The organism is Brucella pituitosa (assembly GCF_965577835.1).
GTDB classification, from domain to species: Bacteria; Pseudomonadota; Alphaproteobacteria; order Rhizobiales; family Rhizobiaceae; genus Brucella; species Brucella pituitosa.
On record NZ_OZ264094.1, the window covers coordinates 698,034 to 717,748 of the forward strand.

Sequence of the window (19,715 nt, forward strand, 5' to 3'; positions counted from 1 at the left end):
AACCATTTGGGGGCTGCGTCCGCCGCAGGAATTTCATTTAGCTGCGGGGCTGTAGTATTGCCAGCAAAGCTGTTGCTGCTGCAAGAACAGCCGTAAGAGTTAAGGGCGCGGTTGCCCCAAAGGTATCAACGACATAGCCGCCCACAACTGCGCCGATAGTTATGGCAATCTGGAAAGAGGTAACCATCAGACTGCCCGCTGCTTCCAGCGCGTCAGGTGCTGCACGGGACAGGTTGGTCGGAAGCACCACCGGCGCCATGCCGAAGGCAAACCCCCATAATGTGGCAAAGCCGAAGGCAACACCAATATGTGCGCCCCAGAGTACCAAAGCGAGTGCGGCAAGTGCCATCAACGCAGCTGTTGTTACGAGGGCCGTACGGATATTGGTATCGGCCATGCGGCCCCCGGCCATATTGCCAATCACAGCGGCGATACCAAAGCCAAGCAAAGCCAGAGCGATCGGGCCGGTCGTAAGAAGCGTTACCTGTTCGAGGAAAGGGCGCACATAGACGGAGCCGGCAAAATGCCCTGTCATTAGCAAAAGAATAGCAAGCATCCCAAGTTGAATACCACGTCGCCGTGTCAACCGAAGGACGTCGGTGAGACTGTTGCTTGTACTTGCGGGCAGGGTCGGCAGGCTAATCCATTGAAGCAACATCGCAAGTGCGGCCAGCCCCGCTGTCATGGCCATTGCACTACGCCATCCCAGCCAGTCGCTGATCAACGCACCCATCGAGGGTGCGGCGATGGTGGCGAGCGAGACGCCAAGGGTGACAATGGCCATGCCCCGACCAGTCGCGTTGGTGCCAACCAGCCTCGCTACAACGGCAACTGAAAGCGCCCAGAAGGCACTAAGAGCTATGCCCAGCCCGGCCCGGCCCAACAACAATAACCAGAAATCGGTTGCAACCGCTGCAAGAATATTGGAAGCGATGGCAAGCGCGCTGAGACCAACCAGCACGATCTTCCGGTTCAACCGTCCTATGAGAACATTGCTTAACATCGCCGTCACCGCGCCAACGGAAGCGGTGGCGGTTACGACCTGTCCGGCGGTCCCTTCGCTGATGCCCAGATCGCGCGCCATGGGCGTCAACAGGCCTGCAGGCAGGAATTCGGCTGATACCAATGCAAAACTGGTAGCCGCCATTGAAAGAACCGCGAACCAGGTTGAAGCGCTCCATGCTGCCGGTGCCACAGCATCAAGCTCTGTTACCGCATCATCAAGTTGTAGAGTGGTGTCCGTCATTGAAATATCTCCAAAGTGTGGAGAACTTCATAAACGAACAATCCAGGATGATATGTATCTTAAAATCCGAATTGCATATCTATTCGTCCGGAAACTGTGCGACGTACAACGCCCGGAGAGACATTTGTGATGCGTTTAAACGCGCGAGAGAAGGACGCCTCGGATTCATAGCCCAAACGGGTAGCAACCTCGGCAACCGACATGCCGTTTTGCCCTAACAATTCCCGGGCAAGCTGCATACGAAGACGGGCGAGATAGCGTGCAGCGCCTTCGCCCAATATCATGCTGAAACGCTCTGCGAAAACCGAGCGCGATTGGCCCGCCAGACTGGCAAGGCTTTCCAAAGTCCAGTTATGACCGGGGTCTCTGTGCATGGCAGCGAGTACACGCCCGATATGAGGGTCGCGGATGGCGGCCAACCAGCCTGTGGTTGCAGCTCCGTTGCAATTGACCCAGCAACGGATAAGCCGGGCTGTCAGCAAGTCTGCCATGCGGGATAGTATAGTTGCACTGCCCATCTGTGGTTGTGCGGTCTCTGCTGTCATAGCTGCCAGCAAGGGGCCAATGACAGGGTCGTTGCCTGCTACGTCGCAGCCCCTGATGATGGGTGGCATCAAACTGATCAATGGGTTAAGTGCGCAGGCGCCTAAGTTCATGGAGCCGCAGAAAAGGGTGCTGGTCGCGCCCGTACCTTCCCGCACCACTTCGCAGACTTTGCTCTCCGACTTGGTTATTTGGCAGTCTACGAGCGAGTCGCCCAAAATGTCCGGCGCACTGGCCAGTTTATGGGCAATGCCCTGCGGCAGCAGCACCAGATCACCATCATGCAGTTCTTGCCAGCCCTGCATTTCGGTATGAATCCAGCATGGGCCTCGGCTGACGAAGTGAAAACGAAGCAATGGTTGCTTTGGAAAGGCGATGCTCCATGGATGTCGAAGCTCGCAGCGGCCATAATTAACACCGTTCAAGCGAAAGTCGCGCAAGACTTCGCTTAGCGGATCCATTGGGAGTATAGGCAGTGAAGAAGGTCCGGATGAATGATCAGGCATTACGTTAAGATATATGCCGAACGTCCAGCAGACAAGTCCAAATTTATGTAAAGGGGAAGAGGCATTCTGCAGTAATCCGTGAAGGATGTTCATCGAAGCTCGAAGAAGGGCTGCGTCACCGTGATCTCGCGCCCATTGTAGATTGAATCAGGCTGGGCTCTAACCGTTTGTTTTGACGCGCTGATGGAAATTTCGGAGGCCCTTATCGCTGTTCTCTCGATTAAGCTGAAGCAAATTCGTACGTTCCTCCGTGTATGGTTCAATGGCGGCTGTTGAATAGCGAAATGATCTTCCTGCTCGCATTCCGATTGTAGTGTAACCCTATCGTTAAATTCCCGACTGTCAGTATGGTGAACCAATTGCTTTTATTTCAAAAAAATGAACTGGTCCTCTTTCGGGAAGCCATTCTAAGACGAATGCTTCAAGTCGATTCCCACGAGTAATAACAATTTGTTGTTGCTAATTTTTTTATTATGCAATTATTATGGTGCGAATTTCCAAAATCAATCTGACTTGTAGTATGTTCGTGAAATAAAAGAATAAGTTATAAATACGCTATATCGTGAACGCGATGCTAGTGGTGATCTCTACAGTTTGGATGCAAATGAGTGATTAGAGCGCCGATCTGGCTCAGTCAGATCAAGAATCGCTCTAAAAGTTGGGAAGGAACATTCCATGAAAGCGCTTATCTATAGTGCCCTGACCGTTTCGGTTATTGCTATGGCCTCATCAGGTTGCACAACAGCTGAACAAAGGACCGCCGGTTACGGTGTGGGCGGAGCAGCAATCGGTGGACTTGCTGGTGCTGCAATCGGCGGCAATACACGTGGTGCCTTAACTGGCGCAGCGATTGGCGCGGCGGCAGGTACATTGATCGGAGTGGCGCAAACACGTAACGGCGTTCAGTATTGTCGGTATCGTGATAGGCACGGTCGCGTGTATGAAGCAGCATGCCGCTAATACAGATAAGTTGGTAATTTCGGTTCGGTCATGAAACTATTGGCTTCGGCGATGGGTAGACGCTGTTTGATCCAAATGGCTGTTCAAGAGATCTGTTGTAATAGGAGTTGATGATGCTACGCTCCGTTGCTACTATTTTTACGTTTGCAGCGTTATTTATTTCTGGAATAGTGACTGTTCCTGCCCCGGCATTTAGCCAGCATCAGTTGGCTGCAGTAGGGGCGCGCATAAACAATGGTCACAGAATTCATTGTAACCAGGGGACGCGATTGCTGCGAGCGCGTGGCTTCCACAATGTTCGAGCTTTAGATTGCAGAGGAAGCCATTTTCTTTACCGAGGCAACCGCGTCGGGCGCACTTATGATATCACTGTCCGTGCTCGGGATGGAAGAATAACGAATATGCGCTTGGTAAGGTGGCGTCGCTAACGATACAGTGCGGCGCACGATTGGCGACCGTGGAAACTTCGGTTTTAAAAATCCAGTCAGAGCAAGCTTAAAGAAATGATCTTGCTTTTTGAGTCGCTTAAGGAAAAGCCTTTAATTGGAGCGATTGATGAGCCGTTCTGAAAATGTCTAAATGCGTTTTGACGAGCTCATGTCCTTTCTCGTCAGGTGCGTATATCAAGGAAGTGAATGAAGCTAACACTTGCGATCATTCTTGCTTTTCAGATGCTGATCGGTTGTGCTGGTCCCAGGGCCGTGCTGGGATTGGACACAACACCGACGATCCATACCCAACCGAACCCCGTTGTTACGCTTATGGTTGCAACGGTACGGAGCCGCTCTGACGATTCAAACCTCGTATACTCACGGGATCGGTCGGACGATGTGAATTTTTCTACCGTTGATGTTGCGATCCCGCTGACACATCAATCTGGAAGGGTAGCAATTTCATCATCGAAACCTGATCCACGACGACACTTCTCAGCTGCCAACTACTCTAAGCTTGCAAACAGGCAAGCGATGATCAGCGAAATCAATAGCCGACTAGCTCGACGACCTCCCTCACAACGCGAACTATTTATCTTTGTTCACGGATACAACAATAACTTTGCCGAGGGGCTTTTCCGCAATGCACAGATTGTGCACGATTATGACATAGGATCGTTGCCAATTCACTTTTCCTGGGCTTCTGCAGGCAATTTCACGCGGTATCTTTACGATAGAGATAGTGCATTTATTGCTCGAAATGGATTGGCAGAAACGCTTGATCTGGCATCGCGGACAAAAACCACCGGCATAATTATTGTCGGGCACTCTATGGGAGCAGTTGTTGTCATGGAGGCCCTTCGTACTTTATCCATCAGTAAACGGAATGATGTACTCAAACGCATCACAGGGGTACTGCTTGCTGCTCCCGATCTCGATCCGGATTTATTTCGCAGTCAGCTGTCCGACATTACCCAACTTCCAAAACCGTTCACTATTATCGTATCACGCAGGGATCGGGCGCTTGATATATCTAGGCGGTTGACCGGGGGCGATGCCCGTGTCGGTAGTGGTGCTGACATTGCATTATTGCAGAACAAAAATATACAGGTCCTCGACACTTCCCAGGTCGACGGCGGCGGCCATACGATTTTTGCAAGCTCCAGTACGCTGATTAAGATTCTCGGGTCCGGTCATCTCCTGCACCGCCTCATTACAGACGAGTATGCAGGCCTGGATGATACATTCGTAACCGCCGGACATGGGGTGTTTGAGCAGGCCTCGCTGGCTCTTCACCTGCCCGCTCGGGTGGTTGATCGTTTAAGCTCACGTTAGGTGTGGCAGACCAGACTTTTGAGGCATACTCAGTTGGCGCCCCCCCCATTCTCTACAATGAAATCTATCACTGTATCGAGCTCCTTGTCCCGAATGAGATCTGTAAATGCGAAGGGCCGGCCTGTTCGCATCCGTTCGGTGTCTTTTTGCATCACCTCTAAATCAACATTCACATATGGTGCGAGATCGCTTTTGTTTATCACAAGAAAATCTGACCGGGTGATGCCTGGACCACCCTTACGAGGAATTTCTTCACCCTGACAGACTGAAATGACATAAAGGGTCAGGTCAGCCAGATCGGGAGAAAACGTTGCTGCGAGGTTGTCCCCGCCGGATTCAATGAACACGATATCGAGATCGGGGATTCTCCGGTTCATCTCGGCAATTGCCTGAAGATTAATTGACGCGTCTTCCCGGATAGCTGTGTGAGGGCAGCCGCCAGTCTCGACACCCATTATCCTCTCTTCAGACAAAGCCTGTTTGCGAACAAGAATAAGCGCATCTTCCTTGGTGTATATGTCATTAGTTATGACAGCGATCGAATAACGATCGCGCAATGCTTTGCAGAGCCTTTCGGTTAGTGTCGTTTTACCCGATCCAACCGGCCCCCCTATTCCTACCCGTAGTGGACCATTCTGTGATGCCATTTCAGATTCCTCAATTAACTGCGCACGAACGGTTTGTTCCCGAGATATACTGCCAATTATAAAACGCTTGAAATGTAGAGCTTTTAAACGACGCTGCTCATTTTAGTAACGAGCGGGTGAGTGATGTGCAGGTTGTTGAATTTGGCGTTTGAAGCAATAACTTGGTCCGCCGGCATTCAGGTGCACAACTCAATTCACCGGTTTGTAAAAGTGAAACTAATCGTAGCGATGGTCTGAAGACTCTTTGTGTTCACGATCTGCATAAGTGCATCATTTTCGAGAACCCCATTTGAATTATGTCTGATCGCGGTCGCAATTTGCACCAGCATATCCATCATTTCCAAAAAATAATGACAGCTGAATTTATTCGTGATTATATATTGGCACAAGTACAGATTTAACCTTGTCGAGATCATCTTGTCGAGTTAATCTGATAAAAATATTGTATTGCCTATTTATTTTCGACGTCGTTAGCGCATTGAAGTTCTTCTCGAGCGTTGAAGTGGCATTTGTTAATGGTCGAAGGTTGGCATGCCAAGCTTGAACTTTGGTTTGAGCAAAATCACAATGCGACACGGTTGATGCGACGACAGCACGTCGGTCCTTTGGCTGTGCAGCGTCCATTTTATCCCGAAACAGACGGTGCAGCACATGTTTACGTTCTTCATCCTCCTGGGGGGGTGGCGGGTGGCGATCAACTGAATGTGCGGTGTTTTCTCGGTCGTGATGCGCGCACGGTTCTTACTACACCCGGTGCAACAAAGTTTTACAAAAGCAACCAAGGCCGTAGTCTTCTAAAGACAGAAATTGATGTCGAATCCGGTGGTATATGCGAGTACTTGCCACAAGAAACCATAATTTTTGACGGTGCAAATGCCTCGATAAATACCACGATCAGTCTGGCAGAAAATGCGACTTATCTGGGGTGGGAGTTTATCAGTTTTGGTCGGCCGGCTTGTGGCGAAACTTTTAAAGCGGGTCAATTTCACCAATGCACAAAAATACTGAAAAATGGACATCTGATATGGTTTGAGCAGTTTCGTCTGTCAGGAGGCGATGCCATTATCAATGCCTCATTCGGACTTGCTGAGCAACCAATATTGGGAACGATGGTCTATACAGGTCCGTTAGAGGAAAGCGCTGTTGATCGGGTGCGTGAAGCGCTTGGTGAAAAGGCGGCAGGGCTATTCTCTATCTCTCAGCTAGAACGCGTTGTTGTCTGTCGATATCTGGGGCGGCGCATGTCAGAGGCGAAAGCATTCTTCAGACAGGTTTGGGAAATATTGCGGGAGGCCGGGCTGGGAAAGTCGGCCGCCGCTCCGCGCATATGGGCAACATAATGATTTCGAGAGGGTGAGCGAATGGAACTATTGCCACGCGAAAAGGACAAACTCCTGATTTTTACGGCAGCGCTTGTCGCGGAAAGGCGGAAAGCCCGCGGGCTGAAACTAAACTATCCAGAAGTTGTGGCCTATATCTCTGCTGAGATACTGGAGGGGGCAAGAGATGGAAAAACAGTTGCTGAACTTATGTCCTTTGGCGCGACATTGCTGACACGCGACGATGTGATGGACGGCGTGCCGGAGATGATACACGATATTCAGGTGGAAGCGACATTTCCAGACGGCACCAAGCTCGTGACCGTGCACAATCCAATTCCTTAGGGGGTGAAGATGATACCCGGAGAATATTTTATCGAGAACGGATCGATCGAACTCAATAGTGGTCGCGAAACACGAAATCTAACGGTTGAGAACGCTGGCGACAGGCCCATTCAGGTTGGGTCGCATTACCATTTCTACGAAACCAATGATGCGCTTGTATTCGATCGGGAACAGTCCCGAGGGTTTCGACTTAATATCCCTGCGGGAACGGCGGTTCGTTTTGAGCCGGGGCAAGACCGGCAAGTCCAACTGGTTGCTCTGGACGGCGCACGGGAAGTCTATGGGTTTAATGCAAAGATCAACGGCAAACTCTAGGAGAAGCGGATGGGGACGATCTCAAGACAGGCCTATGCTGAGCTTTATGGCCCCACAACAGGTGACCGACTGCGTCTCGCGGACACAGAACTTATCATCGAGATTGAAGAGGATCGCTGTATCTATGGCGAGGAAGTGACCTTTGGGGGAGGTAAGGTTATCCGTGACGGTATGGGGCAGGGGCAAAGGCCAGCCGCTGAAACTGCGGATCTGATCATTACCAATGTTATCATACTTGACTATTGGGGGATCATCAAAGCGGATGTTGGCATTAAGAATGGACGCATCTCGGGTATTGGCAAAGCCGGTAACCCTGATATTCAGCCTGGCGTAGATATTGTTGTAGGGCCGGGCACCGATGTTATCGCGGGAGAAGGGAAAATCCTCACTGCAGGCGGCATTGACACTCACATTCATTTCATTGCGCCACAACAGGCGGAAGAGGCTTTGGCGAGCGGCACCACAACTCTGGTCGGGGGTGGAATAGGCCCTACAGTTGGTACCCTTGCTACGACGGTTACCGCTGGCCCATGGGCAATACATCGGATGCTTGAAGCGGTCGAAGCTTTGCCAATTAATGTTGGATTGTTGGGTAAAGGGAATGCAAGTAAGCCCGAACCACTTCATGAGCAGATCCGTGCGGGTGCGATTGGACTGAAGTTACATGAGGACTGGGGAACAACGCCGGCTGCGATTGATAATTGTCTAAATGTTGCTGACGAAGAAGACATTCAGGTTGCTCTCCATAGCGATACACTTAACGAAAGCGGTTTTGTAAAAGACACCTTTGCAGCAATGAAGGGCCGGACTATTCACAGCTTCCATACAGAGGGTGCGGGTGGAGGGCACGCACCTGATATTATCACAGCAGCGGGTGAAGAAAATATACTTCCCTCTTCCACAAACCCTACCCGTCCCTATACGATCAACACCGTGGATGAGCATCTGGATATGCTGATGGTCTGCCATCACCTGAGCTCTAAAATTCCGGAAGATGTGGCTTTCGCAGAATCCCGTATCAGAAGAGAAACCATTGCGGCCGAGGACATACTTCATGATCTCGGGGTGTTCTCAATGATGTCATCAGATTCTCAGGCAATGGGCCGTATAGGCGAAACAACGTTACGCTGCTGGCAGACTGCGCATAAGATGAAGGTTCAACGCGGACCGTTGAGCCAGGACAGTAGTCGAAATGATAATTTCCGGGCCAAGCGCTATATCGCCAAATACACGATCAATCCAGCAATTACACATGGATTTGCGCACGAGATCGGTTCGATCGAAAAGGGAAAACGTGCCGACCTGGTACTATGGAAGCCGGATTTTTTCGGCGTGAAGCCAAGTCTCGTGATGATAGGCGGCATGATTGCTATGGCGCCCATGGGCGATCCCAACGCATCAATTTCGACTCCACAACCAGTTCATTATCGACCAATGTATGGTGTGTTAGGTCGGGCAATTGGTTCAACGGGCGTCACATTCGTTTCACAGGCTGCACTGAACGATGGTATTGGCGAGAAGTTGAAGCTTAATAAACAGCTTGTCGCAGTCAAAGGTATCCGTACCATACGAAAGAAGGACATGATCCACAATGGTCTTACGCCTAAGCTGGAAGTGGACCCTCAGAACTATCAGGTGCGGGTGGATGGTGAACTAATCACTTGCGAACCAGCGGACATTCTCCCAATGGCTCAGCGTTATTTCCTGTTCTAAAGCGCATACAAAATGAAGTGGACTTCCTATCGGACAAACTGCGGGCAACGCGAGACATAAGGCGAGTATAATATCTGAAGTAAGTACAGCCGACACGTTAAGTCACTGATGTTGCTGGCCTTACGGGCGTGCGGACTCCGGGTTACTTCAGTGGAGCAATGCTGAAATATTTGCACTTTATTCTTTGGGGGATGACAGATTTTCGGCTTTGAATTTCCCGGACAACTCCTGGAAAAGCTCAATCTTATTGGAGCCTGTTCGCCTTTTCAGAAAAACGATGCAGGTCGCAAGCGAAATTAAAATCCACACGGCTCCTGATACACGAATACGATAGTTCACAATAAGAAGGGTAAAAGGTTATGCAACTCAATGCGTTCCGGGATCGCCCTTTTTGGGCTTTCTTTGACACGGTACTGCGCGGAATCGGACAGGTCGTGTTTCAAAACAATCCGCTATCAGGCCTTGTTATTCTCTTCGCTATTTTGATCAACTCGTGGATCTATGCGGTAATCTGTGTTTTGGGTGTTGTCGCCAGTACGCTGACCGCAATTATTCTGAAGGCCGATAAAGGCCTGATCCGGGATGGATTGTTCGGATTTAACGGCGCTTTAGTTGCCCTCGCTCTGATCGCTTTCACGAGTGCGGATTTTCGCAGTGGAGCGCTGCCGTCACCCGCTATGACGATATATCTTGTGTTTGGTGCAGCCTTTTCGACGATGGCTTTTGCCAGCATGGCTACGCTGCTCGGTCAGCATAAGGTCGCACCCCTGACAATGCCCTTCGTGCTTGTTGGCTGGCTATTTTTATTCGCAATTCTTAAGTTTGATGCAATAGAGGCTGGTCCAATGGCAAAGCCGGTTTCGCCAGAGCAGTTTTCTTATGCGGTCCCTTATATGCTTCCAACCTGGTATATGGGTATTGGAACTTCTATCGGGCAGATTTTCTTCCAGGATAATTGGATTACTGGTTACGTCATTCTCGTAGGCATAGCAGTTAATTCCCGAATAAGCGCATTTATGGGGCTGCTGGGCGCTGTGGTTGGAGCCTTGGTGGCCGCCGCCTTTGGTGGCCCGGAAGGAGCCATACGGGATGGGCTTTTTGGTTATAATGCGGCTCTCACGGCAATAGCGCTTGGTGGCTTTTTCCTTGTTTTCAACTGGAGCAGTTTTCTTTATGCGATCTTCGGTTCTGTCATCGCAACGTGGCTATGGGCTTCCATTGCCATTTTCCTGAAGCCGATTGGAATGCCGGTCCTGACCTCTACATTTGTCATCGTAACATGGATCATGCTGATTGGTCAGCAGGCCTTTAAGGTGCTGATACCAGTCGCGCCAGCGGAGGTGACCACTCCTGAAGACAATCTCAAGCGATATCGTGAAAAACGCCGTTTAGGAGCGGAATAATCGACTATAGAGCGTCTCATGCCATGCACTGGCCATCGCCAATGATGGCGCTGTATTGCCGATTTCCTCTTCGTTAAGCCCACACGCTGTTTCGATAGCGCGCTCGATTGAAAGGGGGGCTTCGATCAGGATTTTTTGACCTGCTGTATGGCCAAGGGGCACCAACCGTATTGCGGCAGTGACTTGCCCCTCGACCACACTCCACATCAGGCCGCACAGAGCATCGAGAGTTGCTATACTCCAGTTATTTGCAGCGATCGCGAAAGCTGCGGGATAAGTCAAACGACATTGTGGAGAGAGATTTGTAGCCCGCTCTACATTGAGCTCAATGAGAATAGCTAACAGAGACTCGCCCATCCGGCGATCTTCCAGCTCGATTTCCCGGCTCTCTCGACTTGCTGCCAACCAATTATTTAATCGAAAGAATTCCGTTTCATCGTATTGTTCCAGCGCGCTCATCATCCGTAAGAAAAGGGGGGCATCGAGAGCTGCAAAACTGTGTTCAAGCAGGCCAAAGACCCAACACGCGCAGCTCTCTCTATCTTTAACTATGCCAGCATGAACAGCCCATTCTAGTCCGCGCGAGTAGGAGAACGCTCCTACCGGTTGATTGGGACTTACAAGACGCATGAGGTGGATCATGCCATGTCCCATGGCGTATCTATGCAAATCCATATCAACCTGATGTTCTACAGATGCTTAATCTGGGTGCGTTGTTTCGGCAAGCAGGTTTCACATCAGGTTGCCATCAGATAGAGTCCAGCAAGGGCAGTTATGCCACCTGCCATCCGCATCACAACCTGACCAGGACCACCGGCTAGTACTCTGCCGGCTCCAATACCGATTCCGATACCGGCTGCGTGCAATAATATTGTAGCAAGCCCAAACCCAGCACCATAAGATAGGAACGCTGCTCCACCAATCTCACCTCCATGGGCATAGCCGTGGAAAAAGGCGAAGAAACCCACTAAAAGCGCTGCTGTCAGTGTGGAGGCATGAAACGCGGTAGCTACAAAAAGACCCAGTACAATGACAGATGCAAGAATGACAGGTTCCACAAATGGCAACGATATGCCGCCAAGTGCTGCCAGGAAACCCAATAGCATTACTCCCACAAAACTCATGGGAACAAGAATAAGCGCTCTTCCCCCCAACATGGATGCCCACAGACCCACTGCCACCATCGCCAGGATGTGATCGACTCCAAACAGAGGATGTGAGAAGCCCGCAGCAAAAGAGCCGTGTTCGGCCGGATTGAGATGGGCGAAGGCCGGGCTCACCGTCACAGCGAGGACGAGAGTAGCGAGAACCAAAGATCTTTTCATTTTCGCTTCCTTTATATCTGAATATGCTCAGAAGGAACCAAACATCGATCCAAGCACAAAGACCGCAACAAGAGATATGATCACACCGACAATTACAGTCATGACCATATCCAGATAACTTGAAGAATGTGTTTGTCTGCTAATTTGCAATAGTAGAAGTACCGTCCCGTTATGAGGAAGGGCATCAAGCGTCCCGGCACTGATCACCGTCAGACGGTGCATAAGCTCGGGATTGATGCCGTACTCGACTGCAAGTTGCATATACTGCTCGCCCAGAGCATTGAGGGCGATAGCCATGCCACCAGAAGCTGTTCCAGTGAGTGCCGCAAGTGCATTCATTGCAACGACTAGAGAAACGAGTGGCCCGCCGGGCACTTCGAGAACCGCATCCCGGACTAAAGAAAAAGCAGGCATAGCCGCGACAACTGCTCCAAACCCGACAAGACTTGCAATCGTAAGGATTGGTAGTACGGAAGAATTAGCGCCGGCGTCGAGGCTCTCCCTGATAGCCCGAAGCCGACTGAAATTAACTGCGATCAATGTGATTATAGCGGCAGCAAGAGCAATGAGAACTGCCCATAATCCAATTGACGATGAGACATCGATGCCCCAGGGTTGCTGCTCTAGAAACGAAAAATCAATGCGTGGAAGAATAATCAGCGCCATCAAAAAATTAACAAAGATGACAACGAGCAAGGGAAGAAGGGCCAAAAAGAACGGAGGCTGTTGGTCCGTGCGAGCCCCCTTGTCAAGTTCAGCTGGATCGAAATCACCTGAAAGGGTCGACTGTTCCCTGGCTTTCTCTGTAATTTCAATATCGCCGACATCATCCACGTAATTTTCACCGGCAGCTCTGGCCTTGGCTTCGGCGCGTTGCAACCACCACATGCCAAAAGCTAATGTGATGAGAGAGGCGATTATCCCCAGTCCGGGTGCCGCGAAGGTTGTCGTTCCGAAATAGGGCATCGGTATTGCGTTGTTGGTGGACGGTGTTCCCGGCATCGCGGACATGGTAAAAGTGAAGGCCCCCAGTCCGATTGCAGCTGGCATAAGGCGCGCAGGTATATTGGCTGCTTTGAACATTTCGCGAGCCATAGGCACCAGCACGAAAAAGGCAACGAATACGCTGACGCCACCATAGGTCACAACAGCTGATGCCAGGACAACAGATAGCATCGTTCGTTTCACACCGAGCCGTTCAGTCATATACTGTGCAATCGCGGTGATGGAGCCACTATCATCCATCAGCTTGCCGAAAATTCCACCAAGCAGGAAGAGCGGAAACCATCGTGCCACGAAACTCGCAGTGCCTGTCATGAAGGTCGAGGTCCAGTTAGCCAAAAGTGGTTCACCGGAAATTAGCGCTGCAAGTAACGCAGCGACTGGAGAGAGCAAAAGTACACTCCATCCGCGGTACGCAAACCACATCAGAAGCGCGAGGCCCATTAATATTCCAAGCAAACCCATGTTATCTGACCCCTCAGTCGATAAAGGAGAGTATGCGATCGAAATTTTCTTGATGAAACAACTTTCACTGAGATAATTCAAGTATCAAATTGCAGTTTTCCTTTTTATTTATAGGTTTTTTTATCGCGTTTTAGGTGGTATAGAGGTGTCTAAAGTTAACAAATTCTCTTTTGAAATATAGGGAATTTTCTCAAATATAGAATCATAAATTCGCAAATCAAAAAGACTCCCGAGACCGCTATCTTAATTCTATGGTTTTTGGCGCACGCGAGAAAACGGAACAACTCTGATTATTTGACTTTAGTAAGGTAACTCTGGAGATCCCATCGAATGTCAGAGCTGATAGCGATGCAGTCCATTATGTTCAATCTTGGCGTAGCGCTGCTGCTTGGGTCTGCCATTGGCCTGGAGAGACAATTAAAACAGCGCCATTCTGGGCTTGTGACACACGGGCTCGTTGCATTGGGAGCCGCAGCGTATTGTTCCCTTCCTGAGGCTTTCGGATTTCAAGCCGATCTTAGAATGGGATCGCAGGTTGTAACAGGTATCGGATTTCTGGGGGCTGGCCTTATCATCAAAGACGGGGCCAGCATTAAAGGCTTAAGTACAGCGGCTACTGTATGGAGTACAGGAGCTGTGGGGGTACTCACGGGTTACGGCCTTTGGTTTCTGGCTGTTGAAACAGCTTTCTTCATAGTATGTCTGAACATTTCTTTACCTAGAATTGCTACGCTCGTGGATCGCTATTCTTTCATTGTGCCCGAAACTGAGCAGTTCTATCTTGTGAAGTTTCGGTGCCCGGCCGAAAGTGAAATTGCTGTACGAGCGCTATTGATCCAGTCGCTCGATCTGAAGAAACTGAGATTTCATGCTATTAAAAGTCAGCTTATTGAGGGTAGCAATGAAATTGAAATTGACGCGACGTTGTTTGCCGGTAAGGAGGATGACCGACTTGTTGAGGCGCTTGTAACGCAACTTAGTTTGCGTTTGAGTATTATATCGTCAAGTTGGGTGAAACTCGAGAACGCCAGCTGAATGTTCCGTGTTAAACTTCTTGATATTGAATCCTGTACTAATAAACGATACCGTGTTCTTATGCCTATATAAACAATATTTTGAAAGTTAAAGTAGTGATATAGCCCCGCTGGGGCGCGAGGGGTCGAGGGATGGACACTCATCATCTGCTGAAAATCAATCGCAAGTTCATTGAACGGCGGAAATGGAAAGGTTTTCTTGGGCTTGGCATATTGCTTTTAGCGGGCGGGTTCCTTTGCTTGCTCTTACCGGTCTTTTCCGAGTTTGCAGCAAGTACAATTTTCGGCTTCGTCCTCATGGCAATAGGTGTCGTCAAGATTATCCAGTCGCTTTGGGTAAAAAGTTGGGCCGGATTTGTCTGGCAGGAATTGTCGGGCGCGGTGGAGCTGGTTGGTGGAGTAATGATTTATCTAAATCCGCTTAAAGGTGCTCTCGCTATTACGCTCCTTATCGCCATTGTCGTATTTGTACATGGCTTCCTCCAGATTGCGATGTCTATGAAAATCAGACCTGAGGGTGGCTGGTGGTGGTTCACGCTCTCGGGATTGATAGCATTGACTGCCAGTGCGGCTCTCGTTCTCAAATGGCCTCTGACAAGGGATCTGCCATCAGGTTCAATTGCGGGAATAGCTCTCTTAATCGCAGGAATTGCTTATCTTGGAAGTGCTTTAAGTACCCGGAATGCGTGAATTAACGGCCACAATGATGGGCTCGCGAAAGGATGCGCAAGTGATAATGAGGTTTTTTGGTCCTTCGATATCAACCGTTATACTAGCTGTATGTCTGCTTCTGGTCCCCCAGATCGCAATCGCGCAGCAAGGTTCCTCTGCGTCACCTGCGCCGCCAGTCATCACCCAGACAGTTGAGAAAGCGTCGTCGGCTGCACCATTGCGGTTTAATGGGCAGATTGAGGCCATTGAATCCGTTGACATTCAGGCGCGCATCACGGGCTTTCTTAAGGAAAAAACCTTTGAACAGGGTGCGGCTGTCAAAATTGGCGACCGTCTCTTCGAAATAGAACCCGACCAGATGGCAGCCGCCGTCGCACAGGCTGAGGCGCAAGTTGCGCGCGCCCAAGCTGCACAGAATGCTGCTCGCCAGTCTTTGTCTCGCACGCGAACTCTCGCCAATCGCAACACGGCGTCTCAAGCATCCCTTGATGATGCACAGGCCACTTTTGATATAGCCACTGCCGATGTTCAAAACGCAGAAGCTGTGCGCAATACTGCCAGACTGAACCTTTCCTACACTCAGGTCAGATCGCCCATAAACGGAACAATAGGGCGATCCTTGTTCACGGTTGGTAATTTAGTGGGTCCAAGTACTGGTCCACTTGCTCGGATCGTGCAACTGGATCCTGTCCGAGTTGTGTTTTCTATTACTGACCGCGCTCTCACGGACCTTCGGCAAAAGGAGGCCGGGGGAGGTACAGTTGATCCTGAAAGCTTTAGACTTACACTGACGCTCTCTAACGGGACCCAGTATGAACAACCAGGGCGCATCCAATTCATCGATAACGAGGTGAACGCTCAGACGGGAACAGTCGCTGTGCGCGCTATATTTAGTAATGGGGATCATTTGCTGGTTCCCGGACAGATAGTTGCTGTCACTCTGCTTGATGATTCAGCCATTGATTTGCCGATAATACCCATGTCGGCTGTGTTGCAGGATCGGCAGGGGAGGTATGTCTTCGTGCTTAATGCGGATAATAAAGTTTCCCGGCGCCCAATAGTAACGGGTGCCCGGATAGGTAATAACTGGGCAGTCGCTGACGGTTTAAAAGCAGGAGAAACAATTGTTGTAGAAGGCCTTCAGAGGATTACGGACGGCCAGAGCGTTGAGCCGCATGATCGCATCGCTGGTGAAGTGGGGGCCGGACAATGATATCCGAAGTCTTCGTAAAACGGACACGACTAGCCATCGTTATCTCGGTTTTTATTTCTATCGCCGGTGCGATTGCCATATTCTCGTTGCCTATCCAGCAATACCCACAAATCGCTCCTCCGACGGTCACAGTATCAGCTTTTTATCCCGGAGCCAGCGCAGAAGTGATTGCGGATGTCGTGGGCGGGCCGCTGGAAACAGCGATCAATGGCGTCGATGACATGATCTACATGTCATCGACAAGTTCCAATGCCGGACAGTATATATTGTCGGTAACATTCGAGGTCGGCACGGATCCCGAGCTTGCTCAAATCAATGTGCAGAACCGCGCACAACTGGCAATCTCGCGATTGCCGGCTGCGGTTGCTCAGCAAGGTGTTTCCGTCCGCTCACGCTCACCTGATTTCGTGTTGGGTATAGCTTTTTATTCACCGGACGACAGCCTTAGCGCACTTGAAATCACCAATTTTACTACGACGGCGATTGTCGATGCGATCTCCCGTGTTGGGGGCGTTGGTGAGGCGAGTGTTGTCGGAGCGTCTGAATATTCGATGCGTGTCTGGCTCAATCCGCAAAGAATGGATGCGCTGGGAATAACAGTTGATGAAGTTTCATCCGCGATCCAGCGCCAGAATATTCAGGCAACTCTTGGACAGGCCGGAGCACCTCCGATGCGGGTGGGGTCCGAACTTCAGTTTACGCTTATTGCAGAAGGCCGTCTTGGGAACATTGATGAATTCGGAGCCATTATTGTTCGCACCGGTGCGGACGGCGCAAAGGTATATCTACGAGACATTGCCCGAATTGAACTGGGCGCGCGCAATTATGCATCCAGAGCAAGTTTCGCGGGCCATGAATCCGCGATGTTGCAAATAAACCAATCGCCGGGCGCTAATGCCATCGAAACAGCAACAGCAGTGCAGGCTGAACTCGAGCGACTGTCTTCCAGATTTCCCGCTGGATTGCAATATCATGTCGTTTACGATGCGACCCGATTTGTGGAAGCTAGTCTTCAGTTGACGACCCGAACGCTTTTTGAAGCATTTGCAATTGTGCTCGCGGTCACATTCATTTTTCTACAAGATTGGCGAGCAACACTTATCTCGGCCCTTGCCATACCTGTCTCAATGCTTGGCGCTGTTGCGGTGCTTTTGGCCGTTGGTTATTCGCTCAACATGATATCCTTGCTGGCACTTGTTCTTGCAATTGGTCTTGTTGTCGATGATGCCATCCTTGTTGTCGAAAATGTCAAGCATGTGCTGGACGATACGCCGGATATTTCTGTTGTTGATGCAACACGCAAGGCAATGAGCCAAATCACCGGGCCGATTATTTCGACGACGCTTGTGCTGCTGGCTGTCGTAACACCGACGGCATTTCTGGAAGGGATTGGCGGGCAACTCTATCGACAATTCGCAGTCACGATTTCATCCGCACTTGTTATTTCGTCCTTCGTCGGATTGACCCTTAGCCCGGCTCTGGCCGCGCTCTTGCTCAGGCGTGGTGATAGCGGTTTCAAGCGTGGCCCACTGGCATGGTTTACCCGGTTTATGGAACAAACCCGCTCCGGTTACGGCAAAATCGTCGGTTTTCTGGTGAAATACTGGTTTGTACCACTCGCCGGTATTATCGCTTGCTTTGCCGGAGCCTATCTCGTTTTTGTCAATCTGCCTGCGACCTTCTTGCCTGACGAGGATCAAGGTGCGCTATTTGTGGACATCCAGCTGCCAAGTGCAGCTTCGCTTGATCGGACCAACCTCGTTGTTGAGAATGTTCGCAAAGTCTTGAGTGAAACCAAAGGTGTGCAGGATGTTATAACGGTTGCTGGCTTCAGTATTCTGCAGTCGACGAGTACACCGAATGGCGCCATGGCCGTAGCTGCCCTTTTGCCCTGGGAAGACCGAGAAACTGAAGCGTTGCAGCTCAATAATATTATCAACGCTTTGCGAGCTCAGTTTGCGCAGATTCCAGGTGCAAACATATCTGTGTTCGCTCCACCTGCAATCGCAGGTATTGGCGCAGTGGGCGGTCTTGATTTTCGACTGCAAGCCTTGCAGGGGCAGCCGCCAGAGGAAATAGCTCAGGTTGCTGGAGCGCTGCTTGGTTACTTTAACCGGAGCAAACAGATTGGCGGTGCGGCTACAACGTTTAATGCAAACGTGCCGCAAATTTATGTCGATGTTGATCGCTCGCGGGCTGAAGCGCTCGGTTTGAGCGTGTCGGATATTTATGCCGCGATAGGTGCAAATTTCGGCTCCCGATACGTCAATGACTTTACCCTGAACGGACGGGTGTTTCAGGTCAATCTCCAGGCGGACTCCGACTTCCGGGCGCACAGCGAAGATATCCTTAAACTTCACGTCAGGAATCGAAACGGAACCATGGTCCCGCTGCGAAGCGTTGTGTCGCTAACGACGGTCTTGGCACCTTTCGTTATAACACGCTATAATCTCTCGGTGTCGGCGCAGGTCAATGCGGTTCCGGCTCCGGGTGCAAGTAGCGGTCAGGCCATGGCAGCAATTGAGACCCTGGCATCCGAAGTCCTTCCTGAAGGTTATGGCTATGAGTGGTCGGGCTTATCGTTTCAGGAAAGCAGAAGCAGCGGTCAGGAAGCAATTGTCTTTGCGCTGGCTTTCCTGTTTGCCTATCTTTTCCTTGTCGCCCAATACGAGAGTTGGGCGTTGCCCGCAGTGGTTATTCTTTCGCTGGGCGCAGCACTATTGGGTGCTGTTGTAGCTCTGAAATTGTTTGGCCTTCAAAACAGTCTTTATGTTCAGATTGCCATGGTGTTGCTGATCGGCCTTGCAGCCAAGAACGCCATTCTGATTGTGGAATTCGCCAAGGAGAAACGTGAATCCGGACTGACTGCAATGGAGGCGGCCCGAACAGGTGCAGAACAGCGTTTTCGGGCTGTGATGATGACAGCGGTTTCATTCATTCTTGGAATTCTTCCCCTGATTTTGTCCTCAGGTGCTGGCGCTGGCGCTCGTCAGGCAGTTGGTGTGACAATATTCGGAGGCATGGTCGCAGCGACGACGATCGGCTTGCTATTAACGCCTGGTCTTTATTTCGTAATTCAACGGATGACGGAACGTCTGGGGAAGCAGCGAGAGAAGGAGGGTAAGATTGACGTAGGCAATCTATAGCAACTGCAACCCCCTCAAAGTTGAGGAGAACCACCAGGATGTGCAATGGATAAAGTTTTGGTCTGGGAACGGGTTTAACGATCCAAACGACATCG

The 19,715-nt window shown here is 50.5% G+C and carries 17 protein-coding genes; 11 read left to right on the forward strand and 6 right to left on the reverse strand.

Annotation, left to right across the window (positions count from 1 at the left end; translation table 11 throughout):
• Positions 1-37: 37 nt before the first annotated feature.
• Positions 38-1,246: an MFS transporter gene (locus ACSME1_RS22605; protein WP_105706953.1), complete on the reverse strand. Its 1,209-nt coding sequence runs from the start codon at positions 1,244-1,246 to the stop codon at positions 38-40.
• Between the two features lie 59 nt (positions 1,247-1,305).
• The gene (locus ACSME1_RS22610) at positions 1,306-2,295 is read right to left on the reverse strand and encodes an AraC family transcriptional regulator (RefSeq protein WP_105706955.1); all 990 of its coding nucleotides are present in this window, start codon (positions 2,293-2,295) and stop codon (positions 1,306-1,308) included.
• A gap of 675 nt (positions 2,296-2,970) precedes the next feature.
• Here ACSME1_RS22610 and ACSME1_RS22615 point away from each other — a divergent pair.
• Complete coding sequence (locus ACSME1_RS22615) at positions 2,971-3,255, forward strand: glycine zipper 2TM domain-containing protein (protein WP_105535006.1); 285 nt, start codon at positions 2,971-2,973, stop codon at positions 3,253-3,255.
• 635 nt (positions 3,256-3,890) lie between these two features.
• Positions 3,891-5,021 carry an alpha/beta hydrolase gene (locus tag ACSME1_RS22620; protein ID WP_105706957.1) on the forward strand — a complete coding sequence of 377 codons (1,131 nt, stop codon included), beginning with the start codon at positions 3,891-3,893 and terminating at the stop codon, positions 5,019-5,021.
• Between the two features lie 29 nt (positions 5,022-5,050).
• Here ACSME1_RS22620 and ureG read toward each other — a convergent pair whose 3' ends face one another.
• The gene (gene ureG / locus ACSME1_RS22625) at positions 5,051-5,668 is read right to left on the reverse strand and encodes an urease accessory protein UreG (protein WP_105706959.1); all 618 of its coding nucleotides are present in this window, start codon (positions 5,666-5,668) and stop codon (positions 5,051-5,053) included.
• A 515-nt stretch (positions 5,669-6,183) separates the two neighbouring features.
• On the opposite strand from ureG, the gene ACSME1_RS22630 reads away from it, so the two are divergent.
• The 5 genes from ACSME1_RS22630 (at position 6,184) to ACSME1_RS22650 (ending at position 10,763) form a co-directional block, all read left to right on the forward strand.
• Complete coding sequence (locus ACSME1_RS22630) at positions 6,184-7,008, forward strand: urease accessory protein UreD (RefSeq protein WP_105706961.1); 825 nt, start codon at positions 6,184-6,186, stop codon at positions 7,006-7,008.
• 21 nt (positions 7,009-7,029) lie between these two features.
• The gene (gene ureA / locus ACSME1_RS22635) at positions 7,030-7,332 is read left to right on the forward strand and encodes an urease subunit gamma (RefSeq protein WP_100557943.1); all 303 of its coding nucleotides are present in this window, start codon (positions 7,030-7,032) and stop codon (positions 7,330-7,332) included.
• 9 nt (positions 7,333-7,341) lie between these two features.
• The gene (locus ACSME1_RS22640; protein ID WP_105706963.1) at positions 7,342-7,647 is read left to right on the forward strand and encodes an urease subunit beta; all 306 of its coding nucleotides are present in this window, start codon (positions 7,342-7,344) and stop codon (positions 7,645-7,647) included.
• Positions 7,648-7,656: 9 nt separating this feature from the next.
• The gene (ureC, locus tag ACSME1_RS22645; RefSeq protein ID WP_105706964.1) at positions 7,657-9,360 is read left to right on the forward strand and encodes an urease subunit alpha; all 1,704 of its coding nucleotides are present in this window, start codon (positions 7,657-7,659) and stop codon (positions 9,358-9,360) included.
• 359 nt (positions 9,361-9,719) lie between these two features.
• Positions 9,720-10,763, forward strand: a complete 1,044-nt coding sequence (locus ACSME1_RS22650) for an urea transporter (RefSeq protein WP_105706967.1) — start codon at positions 9,720-9,722, stop codon at positions 10,761-10,763.
• On the opposite strand, the gene ACSME1_RS22655 is transcribed toward ACSME1_RS22650, so the two are convergent.
• The 3 genes from ACSME1_RS22655 to ACSME1_RS22665 all read right to left on the reverse strand — a co-directional run bounded on the left by ACSME1_RS22655 (position 10,749) and on the right by ACSME1_RS22665 (position 13,555).
• Positions 10,749-11,405, reverse strand: coding sequence for an urease accessory protein UreF (locus tag ACSME1_RS22655; protein ID WP_345772717.1), 657 nt, complete (start codon positions 11,403-11,405; stop codon positions 10,749-10,751). The two genes, ACSME1_RS22650 and ACSME1_RS22655, sit on opposite strands and share 15 nt — an antisense overlap.
• 95 nt (positions 11,406-11,500) lie before the next feature.
• The gene (locus tag ACSME1_RS22660; RefSeq protein ID WP_105706970.1) at positions 11,501-12,088 is read right to left on the reverse strand and encodes a HupE/UreJ family protein; all 588 of its coding nucleotides are present in this window, start codon (positions 12,086-12,088) and stop codon (positions 11,501-11,503) included.
• A 27-nt stretch (positions 12,089-12,115) separates the two neighbouring features.
• Positions 12,116-13,555 carry a GntP family permease gene (locus ACSME1_RS22665; RefSeq protein WP_105706972.1) on the reverse strand — a complete coding sequence of 480 codons (1,440 nt, stop codon included), beginning with the start codon at positions 13,553-13,555 and terminating at the stop codon, positions 12,116-12,118.
• A gap of 330 nt (positions 13,556-13,885) precedes the next feature.
• On the opposite strand from ACSME1_RS22665, the gene ACSME1_RS22670 reads away from it, so the two are divergent.
• The 4 genes from ACSME1_RS22670 (at position 13,886) to ACSME1_RS22685 (ending at position 19,620) form a co-directional block, all read left to right on the forward strand.
• A complete protein-coding gene (locus tag ACSME1_RS22670; protein WP_105706974.1) occupies positions 13,886-14,590 on the forward strand; it encodes an MgtC/SapB family protein in 705 nt (234 codons plus the stop codon).
• 131 nt (positions 14,591-14,721) lie between these two features.
• Entirely contained in the window at positions 14,722-15,279 is a 558-nt protein-coding gene (locus ACSME1_RS22675) for an HdeD family acid-resistance protein (RefSeq protein ID WP_105535018.1), read from the forward strand.
• Entirely contained in the window at positions 15,272-16,474 is a 1,203-nt protein-coding gene (locus ACSME1_RS22680) for an efflux RND transporter periplasmic adaptor subunit (RefSeq protein ID WP_435655537.1), read from the forward strand. Before ACSME1_RS22675 ends, ACSME1_RS22680 begins: the two co-directional genes overlap by 8 nt.
• The gene (locus ACSME1_RS22685; RefSeq protein ID WP_435655538.1) at positions 16,471-19,620 is read left to right on the forward strand and encodes an efflux RND transporter permease subunit; all 3,150 of its coding nucleotides are present in this window, start codon (positions 16,471-16,473) and stop codon (positions 19,618-19,620) included. Before ACSME1_RS22680 ends, ACSME1_RS22685 begins: the two co-directional genes overlap by 4 nt.
• Positions 19,621-19,715: the final 95 nt, after the last annotated feature.